The organism is Enterococcus sp. M190262 (assembly GCF_005843965.1).
Classification (GTDB): domain Bacteria; phylum Bacillota; class Bacilli; order Lactobacillales; family Enterococcaceae; genus Enterococcus_D; species Enterococcus_D gallinarum.
In genome coordinates this window covers 2288492-2306370 of record NZ_CP040461.1, presented here as the reverse complement: position 1 = coordinate 2306370, position 17879 = coordinate 2288492, and the positions used below count along the sequence as shown (strand labels likewise).

The window sequence follows — 17879 nt, the reverse complement described above, 5'->3', positions numbered from 1 at the left end:
AAAAAACAAATGATTGATTAAAATCGCTTATCGAAGCGAACACCTGTATTCACGATATACATTATAGGCGCTGTGATTGTCATGATAATCAACTCACTTAGCGCTGTTGTACCAAAGGTCGCCCAAAATGGTAATGCGAGAGTCAGATGCAGCATGATTGCAATCAAGAACATGCTCAACGAGAAGAAAATCGTATTAAGCGCTAAACGGACAAAGACATTCGGAACTTTCTTCTGCAATAGCGCCGTTGCTGACAATGCAAGCAAGGTTTGGCCTCCACCAAAGACGACGTCCAAAATTCCCATACCAAAAAATAAATTGTACAATACAACTCCGCCAAAAACACCCCACATCAGTTTTCTGTTAAAGACTACCAGATGATTCAGCCCTTCTGAGACACGAAATTGAATGGCACCAGAAGCCACTGGGGCGACTAAGACTGTCACTGCAACATACAGTGCCATGATCAAACCGTTCGCGACGACAACTCGCAACCGCTGGTTTGATAAAGTGGATGATTTATCCATTTGATCCCTTCTTTCTCCGAGTTTTGATTACGCGGGATGGTTGATGAACCGCGATGCGTTACGCACAAATAATTATTATACAGAAGATTACTGATTTATCAAGCTTACATTATTGATTTGGTTCTTATTGATTTCCATTGTCCAATTAAATTGGAGAATTCATGTGGATGTTTTGTGGATGAAAGTCTAAAAACCTATTTTCCCCCAAGCTGTTCTTCAGTAACAAGGTCGTACAATCTCCTTCTAAAGCAACCCACTTGTCAAATAGCAAAGTGTTAAAATCAACAAAAAAGAAAGAGGAACGATCTATCTATCAGCGAGGCTGAAAAAGATACCGGAAATGACTAGAATATTTTAAATACATAACCATTAAAACGGTGGTTCTGCTTTGAATAGGAATCTTCCAGCAAAACAGGCCAAAGACGAGCATTGAGTATTTATTTGCTCGCAATTCATTCTGTTCTTCCTCTCCTACTAATTCTCATTGTCCTCCTTACAATTTTGTTTGCTTATTCTCAGCCTTTAGATTGATTTATTTCATTATTCATAGATGTAATCTATCCCTCGAAAGGAATGATTTTATATGAAAAAACTATTATCTTTTACTGTAGTAACCCTTCTTCTGATGGGTGGAGGCTGGTTCTGATATGAGCAATCTTATGGAACGACAGATTACTACACTAAGATAACTTCGAAAGGGGAACGCGTTTCGATTGGTAGAGGTAGCGGGAGAGAACACTTTAGATACAAGTACAACTTAGCTAGCTATACATCAGACAATAATGAAAAAGATGTGTCTTTTAATTCCTATGGAGACAAGCCACTAAAAGAGAATGCATACCTTGTATTACATGTAAATAATCATAAAGGAGTAATGGGATGGGAAGAAGTCTCGCCTAATGATGTTCCATCAGCTATATTGAATAAACTTGGATAAAGAACTCAAAGAGACGGACATCCGTCTCTTTATTCGTCAAACCAACTTCATGTAAACTTGATGTCTGTGAATCGTTCAATTGTTCATTTTCCTCTAAGTTCCTGTTTGCTTATGAGGGGAATCGTACACCTTCATTGTTCATCGACTTAATGGCTAATAAGTTCAAGAGTGCTATCTTTTGATATCTTTAAATTTATCTAAAGATAGTGACAAAGACCATGTAAGCGGTTGCTTCTATCCGTTTTCGTGCTATACTATAAGTGTAAGGAGCAAGGATTCCCAGTAAAGCAGACGATGAAGGATCTGCAAGAAAAGAATTGTTGTCAACTTAGAAAAACAGACAAAGGATGTGGGAATTTGAGTTACTCCTTACTAATTGAATAGGATTCGGCGAATGTGAGCAATACGGATGTGATCATAGTGGACATAAGAACCTTAGATCACAAAAACAACAGCGAAAATAGTAGCTTGTTGTTACGTACCTTTCGTCGAATCTATTTTTTTGTCAAAAAATAGTTAAGCATCACTAGCCAAACTTGTCAGCAATCGTGCTATAATAAACAGCATTGATTTTAGATTAGATGGAGCATTTATTGTATGAAATATTATTATCATTTTGTTGTTAACCCTGAAGCAGGCAGTGGACGTGGCCTAAAAGTAGCCAAAAAAATTGAAGCAATCGTCAAGAAGCGGCGTTTTCCCCATCAGTTCTACTATACAGAATATGCCGGGCAAGAACAGGAACTTACTACTTCTTTACTGGCACAAGTATTGTTGCCATGGGATGACATCTATCGAGAAAATTCAGAAATGCTTTACCCTTTACTGGTGGTGATCGGTGGCGATGGCACCTTACATCAAGTAGTTTCCTCCCTTCAAGAATCAGAAAAAAATATTCCACTAGGCTACATTCCGGCAGGATCAGGGAATGACTTTGCCAGAGGAATGCGTTTACCTAAGGAACCAGAGCAAGTATTTTGGAAAATCGCTGGGACCGCTACTCCTCAATCGGTTACGATCATCAAGTATCATGATCAAATCCAAGATGAAACTGGGTTCGCAATCAACAATATCGGTATTGGATTAGATGCATCGATCGTTTACGCAGCAAATCATTCTGCTGCGAAATCAAACTTAAACAAGTTCAATTTAGGTTCATTTGCCTACTTGTCCGCAGTAGTGAATGTCTTGTTCCGGCAAAAAGGATTTCCCATCCTGGTAGAAACCAATGGAAAACAATTGAATTTTACAAAGGCTTTCTTGTGCACAACGACAAATCACCCCTACTTCGGTGGCGGTGTGGCGATCGCACCTACAGCAAACCTCAACGAAGATAAGATCGATTTCGTTCTCGTTGAGCGAGTCGCTTTGTTCAAAATTTTTTGGCTTTTAGCCTTACTAACCCGCAAGAAACAAATGAGATCTCGCTACTTCCATCATTTATCTACGAATAAGCTCCGAATCGTCTCCACAGTACCACAGCATGGTCAAGAAGACGGCGAAGAAATGGGTAAGCGGCCATTTGATATCACCATAACCACTACCAAACAATTGATATGGAGTTAGAAATAGTGAGAGAAGAAAAAACGATGCAGCTGTTGAGTCAGCGGCATCATTTTTTTATGACTCATGCAACCCTTTTTTGATTAAACCAGCGGCTGTCTTTTTTCAAAACGAACTGTATTATCAAAAAGGCACAGGCAAATAAGACCAATATCAAGCAGTTCAACCAGAATTTCGTAATGAAATCCGCATTCACTGAGAGGGTGTTCCCAATCAATTGATTGTTTTGTACAAACCAATAAGTCGGTGTAAAAGAAGCGATCTTACTAATAAAGTCTGGTAAAAAATCTGATGAAACAAAAACTCCCCCTAAAAAACAGCTTCCCATAATATACACATTCGAAATTCCATTCAACGCCTCACTATTTTTGACAAATGACGTAACACACGTTGAAAATGTGACAATCGGCAAGAAAAAACACAAAAGATTAATCACTAGATAGCCGGTCATGACGGACCACGTGCTACGAGTAAATAGGAGTAATCCCGCTGTAAAACAACTAGTCAGAAGCAGTGAATACCCCAACATACCAATAGAAACGGCTCGGTTCAACCGCCGTGTTGATAAAGGAGATACTTGATTGCGATTCCGGATTTCTTTCCGATTGAACACTAGATTGACCACTCCATAGCCACTAAAAATAGAAAGAAACAAACCGTAAGCAAGTGCATTGAATACTAAGCTGCCGAATTGCTGGTTCATCCGTTCACTGTATCCACGACTAATCGTTACTTCGCCATTTGCGGCCAAAGTAGATTGCGTATTTTTCAATGCCTCTTCCCTATTGCCAGTTACATGATAAAAAGCCGTATAAGTCGACAAAAAGGTATCTACTTGCCCTTCAATCAATGTTTTAGCAAAAGCATCGGGACGAGATTGTGCATCGATTGCTGACGGTACACCTGCTTCAATATTCGTAGTAAAATCTTTAGGCAAAAATAAAACATAGTCGATTTTTCCAAAATACAGCGCATCATCAATCGATTTTTGGCTCTTATCAGACAATTCCACAACCGTTTGTTCTTCTTTTAAATAGTCAATCAGTGCTTTACTTAATGCGGAGTTGTCTTCTGTAACAATGGTCATTGTCCCCCGATCCAATTTTGCATCCGGTGCTGCTGTATTTTGCGCATAGAAGAAGGTGATGATCACAGTTACAATGACTGCAATCAACAAATTTGTTTTGTTCGCTTTTAAAATTTTCAAAACGGCTTTATACAGCGACATATTGAACCCTCCTTTCAAACATTAGATTACTAAAGGCTAAGATAACCATAAAGGCTACTAACCAGAAAAGATTCAAATAGAAATCCTCTAGTGAGCGATAAAAATAGAGCTGATAGAAACTCTCACTAATTAAGTTGACAAGATTCAGTTTTCCTAGCACCGAAATGTGCAGATCGATCCAGTATTTGATATCTTGGGAGCCCATCATACCAGCAAAAAAACTCATCGCCATTGTAACAGCCACACCCAATCCTTCTTTTTGTGCCAGCCCCATATTAGGAAACAAATTCCCAACCAAATTCCCTAATAATAATGCATTCAATGCACCCAAAGCGGATAGGACGAATAACCACTGCCAGCGGTTTCCGAAGTCGACTTGATAAATAAAATGAAAAACACTTAGAATCACTAAAACTTCTAAGAAAAATATCGTGAATCCAGCAAGGATATTTGCTGAAAAAACCAGCAATCGGTTTCGAGGGATGATCGAAAGGCGAATCCCTTTGGAAGACTGATTTGCTTGCTGGTCTTGGGCGTTTCTGACCCCCCACATGAATCCATACAAAATAGCCATTCCCACCAAGGTAAAGAAATAAAAACTTTTGATACTCATGTTTCTAGTCTGATTTTCTTGCTGAACAAAAGATTCTCCAACTAGAAAAGATGTGAGCTGGTCTTCTGTCAAAGTAGAGTCAATTGCCACCAACTTATTGGCCAGGTCAGTATTTTGTAAAAATCGGTCCATCATGTTTTTTAGAATGGTTTGAGAAAGACCGGTACGTGCAATAGCCAATTGGATCGATGACTGTTCAAAGGAATAATATCCAGCAAGATCCCCTGCATCTAATCGTTTTTCAGCCTCTTGAGGAGAGACTTCTTGTAGTGAAAACAATGGTTCTCCACCAGACTTTGTTTGCTTCAAAACATTCATAAATGCGACTTGCTGAGTCAGTTGTCCCTCATTTGTTTTCTGATTTTGTTCTTCTTTGATAATCCCAACGGGAATCGTTTCGATCGTTCCCGCTTGATCAATCTCGCTAAATGCTACAGAAAACATCAACCCTAATAAAATCGGGAAGATCAATGTCCAAAATAGTAAGGAATTATTACGAACTAAAACGTTCAAGCGATACCGATATAAGTGTCCAAACATAATCTCCCTCCTAGTCTCTTAATTCTTTACCGGTAATTTCCAGAAACACATCGTTTAATGTTGCTTCTCCTGTGTGAATCTTAGTAAATGCGATATGTTCATCCTCCAAATAGCTTAGTACTGGTAAAAGAATCTCTTTCATCTTTTTGGCTGTGATCGTCAAACGCTCTTTATCATAGGCAGTTTCAAGAACTTGAGGCAATGACTTGATAAATTCGATCGCTGTATCTGGAAGTAAAGGGATATCGATCACAAGATTTTCCGTACTTCGAACCATGTCCTTCAACTCTTCTTTTGTTCCTTTCGCGATGACTTGTCCCTGATCCATAATCACAATCTGATCACAAAGTATTTCGACTTCCTCCATATAATGAGTCGTATAAACAATTGTTGCACCTTGCTGATTCAACTTTTTGATACTGTCCAAAATTTTGTTCCGACTTTGGGGATCCACGGCAACAGTTGGTTCATCAAGAAAAATCAGTTGTGGTTTATGGGCAATGCCACAAGCAATGTTTAAACGCCGTTTCAAGCCACCACTTAATTGTTTTGGATAGAATCCTTTGAACTCTTCTAATCCCACAAGCGAAATGACTTCCTCGATCAATAGTTTCCGCTTCTTCTTGTCAGCAACATACAGACCACAGAAGTAATCAACATTGTCGTAGACAGTCAACTCTTCAAATACAGCGATATCTTGCGGAACGACGCCAATTTTTTGCTTTATTTCATAACTTATCGGTGACATTTTTTCCCCGAACAATTTAATAGTCCCTTTATCAAAAGATAATAAGGACAACATACAGTTGATAGCTGTTGATTTGCCGCTTCCATTAGGTCCTAAAAGCCCGAGAACTTCACCTTCCCTGACTTGCAAATTAAAATGATTCAATGCGAGAAAATCACCATAACGTTTTACCAAGTTATCAATTTCAATAATCATCGAAAAAACTCCTTTCCAAACACTTCTTATTCTGACTATAATAAAAAGCGAAAAGAATAACTAGTGAGGATACGCCAAAACAAAAATGACATTTGTCATTATTTAGGAGCCAGATATGAATAAACCATTGTCGATTAATGAGGTTGTTTTTTATTTTCTTCTCTGTGGAGGGCTAATGTCCCTGAATGGCTTCCAAGCCCTAGACTTAATTTATCTTTTGACGACAATCATCTTAAGTGGTCTCTGTCTGCTATTCAAAAAAGGAACGTGGCTGGCATTGGGCATTTTGATAGGTCTTAGTTTGGTTTGGCCAATTTATAGCTATTTTTTCCCATGCGTCTTTCGTTCAGCCCAGATTGGTGAAAAGCAAGAAAAGATCCTCCTGCTCATTCTTTGTATACTCTTATTTTCCTTGGTTCCTTCTTGGCCGATACGGATTATACTGATGCTTTTGGTCTACTCTGCTTCTTACTTGCGAAACAATAGTTTTGAATTTCATTCGTTACAAAAAAAATTCAACTCGACTCAAGATGCCAATTGGGAAAATGAGAGCCGATTGCGTGAGCAAAACGACTACCTTAAAAGCTCTCAAGAAACAGAAGTCGCCTTACAGATCGCTGAAGAGCGGAATCGAATCGCTCGTGATATCCATGATAATGTTGGTCATCTGCTTTCAAGTGCCATCTTACAATTAGGTGCCATTCAAGCAATTAATCAAAATAAGCAACTTCACTTACCATTGGATCAATTGAACCGAACCATGAACTTGGGTATGGACCGCATCCGAGAAAGTGTTCACGATTTACATCATCACTCGCTTCCTTTTCCAGAAGCATTAGATCTTTTGCTATCAGACTTTCAATTTTGTACAGTTGAGGTAATAGGAACACCGCCAAGTATTCTCTCTCAAACACAACAAACTGTCCTAATCACGATCATAAAAGAAGCCTTGACCAACGTCATGAAGCACAGTCAAGCAACAAAAGTGACTTGCGATTTTAAACAACTACCTGCTTTTCATCGATTACAAATCAAGAATGACAAACCAAAGGATAGGCTCAATCACACCCACGGGATCGGTTTGCAGACGATGCGCCAGCGAATCAACCAGGTAAACGGACAACTCCATGCCCTTGAAAAAGAGAATTTATTTCAACTTACGATTATTTTACCTAAGGAGGAGGACCAATGATCCAAGTAGTAATCATCGATGACGATCCCCTAGTTACCGCATCATTAAAAACCATCTTGGAAGTTTCAAACGAAATTGAGGTAACAGGCATTGGTCATTGTGCCAAAGAAGCAGTTGCATTGTACGAAGAAAGAAAACCTGCGATTATACTAACAGATATTCGGATGCCCGATGGGACTGGATTAGATGCTGCTCGCAAGATTTTAACCCGGGATCCGAATGCCGTCATTTTACTCTTAACTACTTTTGATGATGATGCCTATATACGAGAAGCTTTGGATCTCGGAGTCAAAGGCTATCTCATCAAGCAAAATCTTTCGGCTATTGTACCCTCTATCAAAGCTGCATACAATGGCCAAGCAGTGTTTGGCGCTGAAATCGTCACGAAGTTTCCTACACTGTTAAAAAATAATGACTCTTATTTGACTACTCATTTCTCAGAACGAGAAAAAATGATCTTGAAGGAAATTGCCACTGGAAAAAACAATAAAGAAATTGCGCAAGCGTTGTTTCTCAGCGAAGGAACGGTCCGCAATTATATCAGTAAGTTATTAGAAAAATTAGAACTTCGGGATCGTACCCAGTTAGCCATTTATTATTACCAGCATTTACAATAAAAAACACGTAAGAGGCAATCTCCTCTTACGCGTTTTTTTGATTTCAGCCTTAAATGCTTCCTGAACTATTCGGATTGGTTGGGTTAGTCGGATTTGTGTTTGGTGCCCAAACTGGCGGAACTTTGTCTAATTTTTTCTCTAACCCGGTTTCCTCTCCTTGCTCGTTTTCGGCATCTGGACTTTCATCAAGTTTGTATTCTTTCTCCAACTCATCCAATTTCTTGAAGTTATTGCTGGATTCTTTTGCTAATTTTTCTAATTTGTCATCTGTTTCTTTCGCCATTTGAAAACGCCTCCTTTTGGTATTAGCTTAGCATGTTTCGCTAAAAAACCAAAAGAAAGCGCTCATTTTCATTAACTGTAAAAAATTCTTTTTTAAGAGACGAGAAAATCATATGGAGAAAGATTTTCCATCCCAATCATTGGATCAACCACATTTTTTTGAACCATTTCGATTGTCAATTCTCTCGAAAGCGGTTCTTTTGAGATAGTTCCTTCCGGTAGTGTTTCTTCGATGATGGATTCACTCGGTGTTGTGGCAAACAAATCAAGTTCCTGTTTCTGAACCGACTGCTTACTGCTCACCGGCTCACGGGCAGTATCTGTTTTCTTTTCACTTTTCATTGTGGCTGTTGTCTGTGAGTTAGACTCTGAGAAAGGATCATCTGCTTCTTCAAACTGTGCCAACCTTTGACGTTGCAAAGGTGTCATCTCGTCGCTGCCGTTGATCCGCTCTTGCAAGGTAGTCAGTCGAGTGGCGGACTCATGTGTCACACATGTTTGATAAGCTTGGGGTTCTCCTAATAAAATCAACAGCTCTTTGCTGCGGGTCACTGCCGTATAGAGTAAATTTCGTTGCAGCATTCGTTGGTATTGATGAACCATCGGCATGATCACCATTTTGAACTCGCTTCCTTGCGCTTTATGGATCGAGCAGCAATAGGATAATGTGATTTTATTCCATTCATTTCGCTTATAGGTAACTTCTGTGGCATCGAATTGGATCACTAATTCGTCCACTTTGTCTTCTGACTGTTTGGCAGGAATAATGCCGACGATTTGTCCCATATCCCCATTGAAAACATTGTCTTCTGGCGAATTGACCAGCTGCAAAACTTTATCTCCGATCCGGTAGACTGTTTCATTCCAAGTGACTTCTTTTTTGGTCCCATCGTTTGGATTAAAGATTTCCTGCATCATCTTGTTTAGTGCATCGATCCCTGCTGCTCCGCGGTACATTGGCGCTAGAACTTGAATGTCTTGCGGTGTGAAGCCTTTCGCTTTCGCCCGTTGCACGATTTGTGCGATCAACGGTTCAATTTTGTAAGCATCACAAGCAAAGAAAGAGCGATCTCTTTGATTTTGGGTAAAGTCTGCAGGCAGTTGCCCATTTTTTATCGCATGAGCCAATGGAATGATGCTTGACCCATCTCCTTGACGATAGATCTCGGTCAATTCTTGTTTTGGAATCTGTTCGATTTCTAAAAGATCATGCAGCACTTGTCCTGGTCCTACTGAAGGCAGTTGGTCTTTGTCGCCAACAAAAATAACTTGCATATTTGTAGGGATCGATTTGAACAATGTATTAGCCAACCACGTATCCACCATCGACATTTCATCAACAATCAACAAACCGCCTTCAAGTTCTTTCGCAGCGACACTAGGCGTCTTCTCACGGCCGTTAAGCCCAAGCAAACGATGAATCGTCCCACTGGGAAGTCCCGTCGTCTCATTCATCCGTTTGGCTGCCCTACCTGTAGGAGCTGCCAACAAGATGGGGAACATTTCTTCCGTGTATTTTGCGGGATCTAAATCAAGATCATTCAATTCAGCAAATAATTGAACGATCCCATTGATTACTGTCGTTTTCCCTGTTCCAGGTCCGCCAGTCAAAATAAATAATGGGGAATGGATGGCTTCTTTGATGGCTTCTTCTTGGGAAGATCCATAGACGATCCCTAATCGCTTCTCGATTTTTCGCAGTGTTTTTTCAACTGTTTTTTTGGGGTAGTTGATTTCTTTTTTGCGAGCTAATAATCGTTGGATCGAATTGGCGATCCCCCACTCTGAAAAATAGAGACTGTTTTCATACAACTTCGTTTCTTCTTGTTGGATCTTGCCTTCTTCTACCAATCCAATAATCGTATTTGCCAAGTCATCCGGTGGAATTTCGATGGGTCGACTCGTTTCCAACAACCGAAGTGTTTGCTCGAGCAAATCTTGTGCGTGAATATACGTGTTCCCAGTCTGTAAAGATTGGGCAAAAATCTGGTGCAAAACTGCCACACGATAGCGCTGGGGCGAGGTGGCTTCAATTCCTAATTGATCGGCGATGTTATCTGCCCGTTTGAAGCCAATCCCTTCAATATCTTCGACTAATTGATAAGGATTTTCTTGGATGATCTCTAATGCTTCATTTTTGTATGCTTGGTAAATGGCAAAAGAAAGCTGACTACCAAATCCATAGCGGCTTAAACCAACGATCACTTGATCCATCCCATGATTGAGTCGAACCGTATCAAGAATCATTTTTCGCTTGCTTTCATTCAATCCAGGAATTTGCTCCAACAATTCCGGGTCCTCTAACATGCGATCGATCGCCTGGTCTCCTAGAAGCCCCACAATTTTTTCAGCCGTCTTCTTACCGATACCAGGAAACTTCTCTCCTGAAAGATAATTGATCAGACCTTGCTCTGATGTAGGTTGTTCTTGCTGATAGCTGTCCACTTTTAATTGGACGCCATATTTGGGATGATTGACTAACTCACCGTAGAATCGGTAACTCTCCTCTTCTTGGATCTCACCGAAGCTTCCAGTGACGACGATCTCAGATTCTTTGTAATCCGCATTATTTTCTGTCACTTTGACTAAAAGTACCTTATAGAAATTGCTAGGATTTTGAAAAAAGATCGCGGCAACATGGCCGACAAAAAATGTTCTTTCTGGATTCACGACGCCGCTCCTTTCACCTATAGTAAGGCATCTAAACTGTCTTGATTTTTTAGAAAACTTGCATCATTCCAACAGGTCATCTCAAAAGGCAATTGTTTATCTGCTCCTGTCTCTAAAATGGTCAAGCTATTATTAACAAGACCACCTTGTTCCCGCAATTGTGCCAATTCTTTTCCGGTCAACCATTGGATAGCTGCCGTCAATGAGGCCCCATGACCGACAAAAAGTAACGGACCATTGTGGGCTTGCACAGCAGTCATCACCACTGTTTCAATGCGCTTCAGGGCATCTTCGATGGGCTCTCCTTGAAATATCGTTGGGTCATAACGGTCAAGATGGTGGCGCAAATCAGCCAGTTCTTGCGGGTATTTTGCCTGCATTTCATCAATGAACTGCCCTTCTAAATCGCCTAGTCCAAGTTCACGTAATCCTTCTGTATAAACAATCTCGACTGGTTGCTTTAATCTTTCCACTATCCCTTGTGCGGTTGTACGGGCACGTAACGAGGTACTTGAATAGATTTTTTCAAAAGGAACATTTGCGATTGCGTCACCCAAAAGCTGGATCTCCTGATAACTTTCAGGCAACAATGGTGAATCGCCCATCATTCCTTGAAATCGTCGTGCTTGATTCCATTCTGTTTTGCCATGACGAGTAAAATATAATTGCATCGAACAAGTCTCTCCTATCGATTTTATCTAATCTAATTTGTCATTATCGTAGTGATGAGTCAATTCTAGCTCTGGAAATCCTTGTTGCCGTAAAGCTTCATAAATAATCAACGCGGCAGTGTTAGATAAATTCAATGATCGGACATGGGCATCATTCATTGGAATTCGTAAACATTTGTCCGCATGTTCGCGCATGAATGTTTCAGGCAATCCAGTTGTTTCCTTCCCAAAAAGGAAAAATTGGTCTTCATGAGTCGTATAATCTACTTCAGAATAGACACGATTGGCAAACTTAGAGATCAGGTACAGTGGACGATCACCTAAAAAGGACATAAATGCCGCTAAATCTTTGTGATAAGTAATATGAACATCATGCCAGTAATCAAGTCCAGCACGCTTCAAATGCTTGTCATCTGTTGAAAAGCCTAATGGCTCAATTAGGTGTAAATGTGTATTGGTGGCCGCGCAAGTCCGAGCGATATTGCCGGTATTGGCAGGAATTTGTGGTTCAAATAAAACAATGTGATTCATCTGGTAAGACTCCTTTCAATTGGTTCGAGCCAATTGTCTCTCAATAGATTCTATAGTACCATATTTTAACGAAAATCGTTTTGCGAACTTCTATCTGATTTACTGAAACTTTGAGCATAAAAAAAAACGTACCAACTCGGTGTCAATCACTGCGAGTCGTTACGTTAGTGAAGCTCTTTTCACTAACTTTTATCAGAACAGGAACCTGATAAAAACCAATGAAAAATGACTTGAGAACAATATATCACTCCCATGACATGATTGCAAGGGTAAATAACAAAAAAGTTCAAAAATTTTTCAAGAAACTTTCGCGACTAACAACTCAATATCGACTGTTATTTCGTGTAACGGGTTTTCCCGAACTTTTGCTATTTGCTCGTTTGACGCACCCCACTCCAATGGCGACATCGCCAACAAGTCCAGTCGCCGGTCTTCTGGGATTGAGAATGGATAACAAATCCGTTCTCGGCTCGCTTGCGGATATTTTGCAAAAAATTTATCAACGACACGTTCATTAGAATAGACTTGTTTTGCAGAATCATCTGGATAAAAAGCTTGCCGCAGCTCTTTAAGGTAGCCTGCTGCTGGCACAACTTTGATCACTTGTCCGCCCGGCTTCAAGATGCGGTCGAATTCCTGATAATTGGAAGGCGAAAATAAATTCAAAATCGTATCAAAACTAGCGAAGGCAAAAGGAAGATTCGTGAGATCTGCGACACACCAAAAGGCAGAAGCAGCATGATTGGTTGCCAAATAGACGCCTTCCTTGGCAATGTCAAATCCTACTGCCGTTTTTTCTTGTCCGGCTAATAATTGGGCAAGAAAGCTGCCTTCCCCACAACCAATATCTAAAATGTTTTCGGATTGTTCAATCTGGTGGGAGATGGCCTCTAAGACTGGATGATACATCCCACTTTGGATCATCCGACTTCGAGGAACAAACATTCCTTGATCATACTCCGTTTTCACAGGATGATCCAAAAAAAATAAAGTACCCTTTTTTGAAAGATCAAAACGATGACGATTCAGACAAATCAGTCCACTCTCATTGGCAAAGACCTGCTGATGACACAATGGACACTCAAATAAGTCGCTATGGGCCTCAAGAAAAAGTCGCCCACGATCGATTTTTTTTAACATATCAAATCCCTCTTCTCTTTCTTACTTTAGCATAGACTTATGGTAAAATGCTAGTATAGAATAACAGCTGAAAAACGGAGGGAAACAGATGTTAAAAGAATTTTGTGCCGAAAATTATACGATGATCCCATTAGCGATCGGCCGAGGAGCAAAACGGATCGAGTTATGCGACAATTTGGCTGTCGGCGGGACCACACCTAGCACGGGTGTGATTGAAGAAGCACTGAGTTACGCTGGTGAAAAAAGTGTACCGATCATGACAATGATTCGACCAAGAGGCGGTGATTTTGTTTATAATGACATCGAGTTAAAAATCATGCACACCGATTTGATCGAAGCCAAGAAATTAGGAACTGATGGTGTGGTCTTTGGCTGTCTGACACCGAACGGCTGGCTCGATGAGGAAGCACTGGAACTTCTGATTGATACAGCTGAAGGATTACAGATCACTTTTCACATGGCATTTGATACCATTCCGGAATCTCGCCAATTTGAAGCCATTGATTGGCTTGCTGATCACGGCGTCCACCGGATCCTCACACATGGCGGGCCAGTAGGAACAGCTATCGAAGAGAACTTAGAACGGTTAAAAGCATTGATCGACTATGCAGGAGACCGCTTGATTATTTTACCAGGTGCAGGTATTTCATACAAGAATGCCCAGTCAATTGCCGATCAGCTTGGTGTCTCTGAACTCCACGGAACGAAAATCGTTGATTTGACAGATCATTAAGCAAAAAAAGACATTCGCTGATAAACGAATGTCTTTTTTGCGCAAAGCCTACTACCATTTATCATATCGCCTGCAACAAATCGTACTGTGATTGGTACAAGTGATGATAGAGACCTTTTAAGGCCATCAGCTGGTCGTGATTGCCCGATTCAGCAATTTTTCCTCCAGCGACATAAAAAATACGGTCGGAATTTTTGATCGTTGACAGGCGATGGGCAATAATGAAGGACGTCCTGCCTTCCAGAAGTTTTAAAAGCCCTTCTTGCAGCAGCTCTTCAGTCTTTGTATCAATACTTGAAGTTGCTTCGTCTAGAATCAATATCTTTGGATCTGCCAGTAATGCTCGGGCAAAGGAAATTAACTGGCGTTGCCCTGCGGATAACGTACTTCCTCGCTCTTCAACAACTGTGTGGTAACCATCTTTCAACTCCTTGATAAACTCGTGGGCTCGAACGATTTTTGCAGCTTCGATGATTTCTTCTTCGGTTGCTGCCAGATTTCCATAACGAATATTTTCCATGATCGTCCCCGAGAAAATAAAAGTATCCTGCAGCATGACACCCATTTGTGAGCGCAATGATTCCAAGGTCACATCCCGAACGTCATAACCGTCAACTTTGACACTGCCTTCATTCACATCATAAAACCGACTCAACAAGTTGATGATCGTCGTTTTACCTGCGCCGGTAGGACCAACTAACGCAATACTTTCTCCTGCCTGAATCTGGAAGTTAACATCAGACAAGATATTTTTGCCTTCTTCGTAACGGAAAGTCACATGATTGAAAGCCACTTCCCCTTTGATGCTCGGCAATTCTATCGCATCAGCTTTATCTTCAATATCCGGTACTTCATCCATCGTCTCAAAGATCCGTTCAAGGTACGCCGTTGCCGTGATCAGTGAATTATAAAAATTTCCGATATTGATTACTGGATTCCAAAAATTATTGATGTAACTAATAAAAGCAATCAACGTGCCAGTACTGACATCAACACCGATTTGACGAATACCAACAAAGTAAATCAGACAAGTAGTGATCACAGAGATGTTTTGCACCCCTGGCCACATCAAAAATTGGACTCTGACAGCTTTCATCCAAGATGTACGGTAATCATTGCTGACTTCTTCAAAAATTTGGGCATTTTCTTCTTCACGGGCGAAGGATTGAGTGATCTTGATACCAGCGATACTTTCGTGAATATACGCATTTAGATTCGACTGTTTGTTGCTTAAAACTTGATAAGCTTTGCGCTGTTTATTTTTAATCACCATGACCATCACGAACAAGATCGGTAAGAGTGCCAATGAATACAATGTCAGTTTGACGTCGATGACTAACATGAAAATCAGTGTGATCACTACATTGAAAACATCGGAGATCAGATTGATCAGTCCATTGCTTAATAGATCGCTCAGTGTATTGATATAGTTGACCACACGGATCAAAATCTTTCCATGAGGCCGCGTATCAAAATAGGAAAAAGGCAAGCGCTGTAAATGTTCAAAGATATCGTAACGCATGTCTTTCAAGACGTCTTGGCCAATATTCGTAATATGATAAATCCGGTAACGCATGCACAGTCCAATGATCAGCAGTGTCACAACAAACGCAGCACCGATCAAAAACAGCTGCATTTTATTCTGGTCAGGAATAGCTGAATCGATCGCAATTTTTGTAAATACCGGAGCAAGCATTCCCGCCAAATTGGCTAAGATGATCGTAAAGAGGACTTTACCGATACTCGCTTTATAAGGGACGACATAGCGGGCCAATCGTTTAAAGTCTTTCCAACTGAACTCCTGTTCCAGTTCTTCATCCACATCAAATTTATTGCGCGCCATTGTCGTCACCTCCAGTCAATCCCAATTGTTTTTGGTATACCTCGAAGTATCTGCCTTTTTTGGCAACTAGTTCTTCGTGGGTTCCCTGCTCGATCACGCGTCCTTTTTCCATCATCAGAATTTGATCTGCTTCACGGACAGAAGAGATCCGATGAGCAATGATGAAAGTCGTTTTTTCTCCAGTTAGTTTGGTTAGCTCTTGTTGGATCTTGGATTCTGTCTCCATGTCAACCGCTGAAGTGGTATCATCAAGAATCAAGATCGATGGATCTTTCGCCAAAGCCCGTGCCAATGAAATACGTTGTTTTTGGCCACCGGATAAGCCTACTCCCCGCTCACCGACGATGGTTTCATAACCTTGAGGCATTCGGGAAATAAAGGTGTCGGCATCCGCTACCACCGCCATTTGCCGGATAAAGTTTTCGTCTGCCAACGGATTTCCAAAAGCGATATTGTCAGAGATCGTGTTAGAAAACAAGAATACATCTTGCATGACCATTGAAATGTTCTCCCGCATTTGGCGGACCGGATATTCTTTCGCATTTTTGCCATCAATCAGCACTTCACCCTCAGTAGGATCATAAAACCGGCCTACAAGATTGACCAATGTTGTTTTACCAGAGCCGGTTTCACCTAAAATCCCTAACGTTTGCCCAGGTCCTATTTTAAAGCTAACATCTTCCAAAACATTTTGATCCGGATCATCGGAAAAATGAAAGGAAACATGTTTAAATTCCACAAAGCCTTTGATTGGTTCCAAGGCTTTCTTTTCATGGACAGGAATTTTCGACTCTTGTGCGAGCATTTGACGAATCTTGATACAGGCGGCAGAAAAACGTTGAACATCATTGATCAGCCAGCCACTCATTCGCATCGGGTTATTCAACATCCATAGGTACCCGTTGAATGCCACTAGATCACCTAATGTCATGTCTCCATTGATCACAAAGATTCCTCCTAAGACCAAAGCAATGACATTCAAACTTCCGGCTAATCCATCCAACCATGGCAAATAGGTTCGGGATACTTCGGCAGAAGCCATGTTGCGGGTCTTGAAATCTTGGTTGTACGCTTTAAACTTGTCGATCTCATAATTTTCTCTGGCAAATGCTTTGACGACGCGATTGCCACCAATATTTTCTTCTACCATCGAATTCAACCGAGAAAAGCTTTCCCGAATCTCAAAGAACAATGGATGAGCTTTTTTTGACATTTGATTCGTTAATAGAAAGATGATTGGCGTCACAGCGACTAAAGCAAGCATCAATTTCCAGTCAATAAAACTCATGACCACTACGGCTGAGAAAAACCACAAAAAACATTCGGCTATATTATAGGTCACCCAAGAAACAAAGTGTCGAATAGCATCGGTATCCCCTGTCATACGCGCCATAATATCCCCAACTCGCGTATGATTAAAGAAGTCAAAATCCAGTTCTTGCAGTTTGTGATACAAATCTTCTCGTAAATGATAGAGCGTGTTTTGTCCAACTCGTTCAAATAATAGTTGATACGCATAGCGGACAATGGTTCGGATCACTGTCGTTGCGATCATAATCAGTAATAATGGAATCAATAAGTGCGTTTGCTGCTGATTGATCACATCATCGATCACCATTCCCCCTAGATATGGATTGACGACGATCAACGCAGCATTAATAAGTAAAAACAGGATTGCTAAAATGATTCGGCCACGATTTTTTTTCGCATATCGCCAGATCCATTGTGTGTTACTCATCTAATTCCCCCTCTCGTTGTTAAGCTTAGCGATTTACTAGGCGATTAAAATGGTTTTTCTTACTCATTTTGATGTAAAATATTACTAAGAAGCCGTCGACCTGAAATTACC

General features: G+C 40.7%; 15 protein-coding genes and 1 pseudogene. 5 read left to right on the top strand and 11 right to left on the bottom strand.

All coding sequences use genetic code 11. The features are described 5' to 3' along the window. Window positions 1-17: 17 nt before the first annotated feature. Window positions 18-527 carry a QueT transporter family protein gene (locus tag FE005_RS10780; RefSeq protein WP_103300006.1) on the bottom strand — a complete coding sequence of 170 codons (510 nt, stop codon included), beginning with the start codon at window positions 525-527 and terminating at the stop codon, window positions 18-20. A gap of 667 nt (window positions 528-1194) precedes the next feature. Between FE005_RS10780 and FE005_RS17000 the strand changes: the two are divergent. Together FE005_RS17000 and FE005_RS10770 are read left to right on the top strand one after the other, a co-directional pair. After that, window positions 1195-1464: pseudogene (locus FE005_RS17000) on the top strand (YxeA family protein); the annotation flags it as partial. A gap of 597 nt (window positions 1465-2061) precedes the next feature. Beyond that, window positions 2062-3030, top strand: a complete 969-nt coding sequence (locus FE005_RS10770) for a diacylglycerol kinase family protein (RefSeq protein ID WP_003127064.1) — start codon at window positions 2062-2064, stop codon at window positions 3028-3030. 61 nt (window positions 3031-3091) lie between these two features. On the opposite strand, the gene FE005_RS10765 is transcribed toward FE005_RS10770, so the two are convergent. From FE005_RS10765 to FE005_RS10755, 3 genes are read right to left on the bottom strand one after another with little or no spacing between them, the layout of a single operon-like run. Then, a complete protein-coding gene (locus tag FE005_RS10765; protein WP_005472361.1) occupies window positions 3092-4255 on the bottom strand; it encodes an ABC transporter permease in 1164 nt (387 codons plus the stop codon). Further along, window positions 4242-5408: an ABC transporter permease gene (locus FE005_RS10760; protein ID WP_138371768.1), complete on the bottom strand. Its 1167-nt coding sequence runs from the start codon at window positions 5406-5408 to the stop codon at window positions 4242-4244. The genes FE005_RS10765 and FE005_RS10760 overlap by 14 nt, the downstream gene beginning before the upstream one ends. A gap of 10 nt (window positions 5409-5418) precedes the next feature. After that, window positions 5419-6351 (bottom strand): ABC transporter ATP-binding protein, encoded by a 933-nt coding sequence (locus FE005_RS10755; protein ID WP_138371767.1) that lies wholly within the window; start codon window positions 6349-6351, stop codon window positions 5419-5421. Window positions 6352-6466: 115 nt separating this feature from the next. Between FE005_RS10755 and FE005_RS10750 the strand changes: the two genes are divergently transcribed. Then, window positions 6467-7543, top strand: a complete 1077-nt coding sequence (locus FE005_RS10750; protein WP_138371766.1) for a sensor histidine kinase — start codon at window positions 6467-6469, stop codon at window positions 7541-7543. Further along, window positions 7540-8160 carry a response regulator transcription factor gene (locus FE005_RS10745; RefSeq protein ID WP_005472357.1) on the top strand — a complete coding sequence of 207 codons (621 nt, stop codon included), beginning with the start codon at window positions 7540-7542 and terminating at the stop codon, window positions 8158-8160. The genes FE005_RS10750 and FE005_RS10745 overlap by 4 nt, the downstream gene beginning before the upstream one ends. 49 nt (window positions 8161-8209) lie before the next feature. Here FE005_RS10745 and FE005_RS10740 read toward each other — a convergent pair whose 3' ends face one another. The 5 genes from FE005_RS10740 to FE005_RS10720 all read right to left on the bottom strand — a co-directional run bounded on the left by FE005_RS10740 (window position 8210) and on the right by FE005_RS10720 (window position 13454). Beyond that, on the bottom strand, window positions 8210-8443 hold the full coding sequence (locus FE005_RS10740; protein WP_041119103.1) for a hypothetical protein: 234 nt from the start codon (window positions 8441-8443) through the stop codon (window positions 8210-8212). Between the two features lie 92 nt (window positions 8444-8535). After that, window positions 8536-11112, bottom strand: coding sequence for an ATP-dependent RecD-like DNA helicase (locus FE005_RS10735; RefSeq protein ID WP_138371765.1), 2577 nt, complete (start codon window positions 11110-11112; stop codon window positions 8536-8538). Window positions 11113-11129: 17 nt separating this feature from the next. Further along, window positions 11130-11783 carry a histidine phosphatase family protein gene (locus FE005_RS10730; protein WP_138371764.1) on the bottom strand — a complete coding sequence of 218 codons (654 nt, stop codon included), beginning with the start codon at window positions 11781-11783 and terminating at the stop codon, window positions 11130-11132. A 27-nt stretch (window positions 11784-11810) separates the two neighbouring features. After that, entirely contained in the window at window positions 11811-12314 is a 504-nt protein-coding gene (gene trmL, locus FE005_RS10725; protein WP_003127047.1) for a tRNA (uridine(34)/cytosine(34)/5-carboxymethylaminomethyluridine(34)-2'-O)-methyltransferase TrmL, read from the bottom strand. 297 nt (window positions 12315-12611) lie between these two features. Then, on the bottom strand, window positions 12612-13454 hold the full coding sequence (locus FE005_RS10720; RefSeq protein WP_138371763.1) for a methyltransferase domain-containing protein: 843 nt from the start codon (window positions 13452-13454) through the stop codon (window positions 12612-12614). A gap of 88 nt (window positions 13455-13542) precedes the next feature. Between FE005_RS10720 and FE005_RS10715 the strand changes: the two genes are divergently transcribed. Next, the gene (locus FE005_RS10715) at window positions 13543-14187 is read left to right on the top strand and encodes a copper homeostasis protein CutC (protein ID WP_138371762.1); all 645 of its coding nucleotides are present in this window, start codon (window positions 13543-13545) and stop codon (window positions 14185-14187) included. 61 nt (window positions 14188-14248) lie between these two features. Here FE005_RS10715 and FE005_RS10710 read toward each other — a convergent pair whose 3' ends face one another. Both FE005_RS10710 and FE005_RS10705 read right to left on the bottom strand, forming a co-directional pair. After that, a complete protein-coding gene (locus tag FE005_RS10710) occupies window positions 14249-16030 on the bottom strand; it encodes an ABC transporter ATP-binding protein (RefSeq protein ID WP_138371761.1) in 1782 nt (593 codons plus the stop codon). Further along, window positions 16017-17768, bottom strand: a complete 1752-nt coding sequence (locus FE005_RS10705) for an ABC transporter ATP-binding protein (RefSeq protein WP_003127043.1) — start codon at window positions 17766-17768, stop codon at window positions 16017-16019. Before FE005_RS10705 ends, FE005_RS10710 begins: the two co-directional genes overlap by 14 nt. Between the last annotated feature and the right edge of the window lie 111 nt (window positions 17769-17879).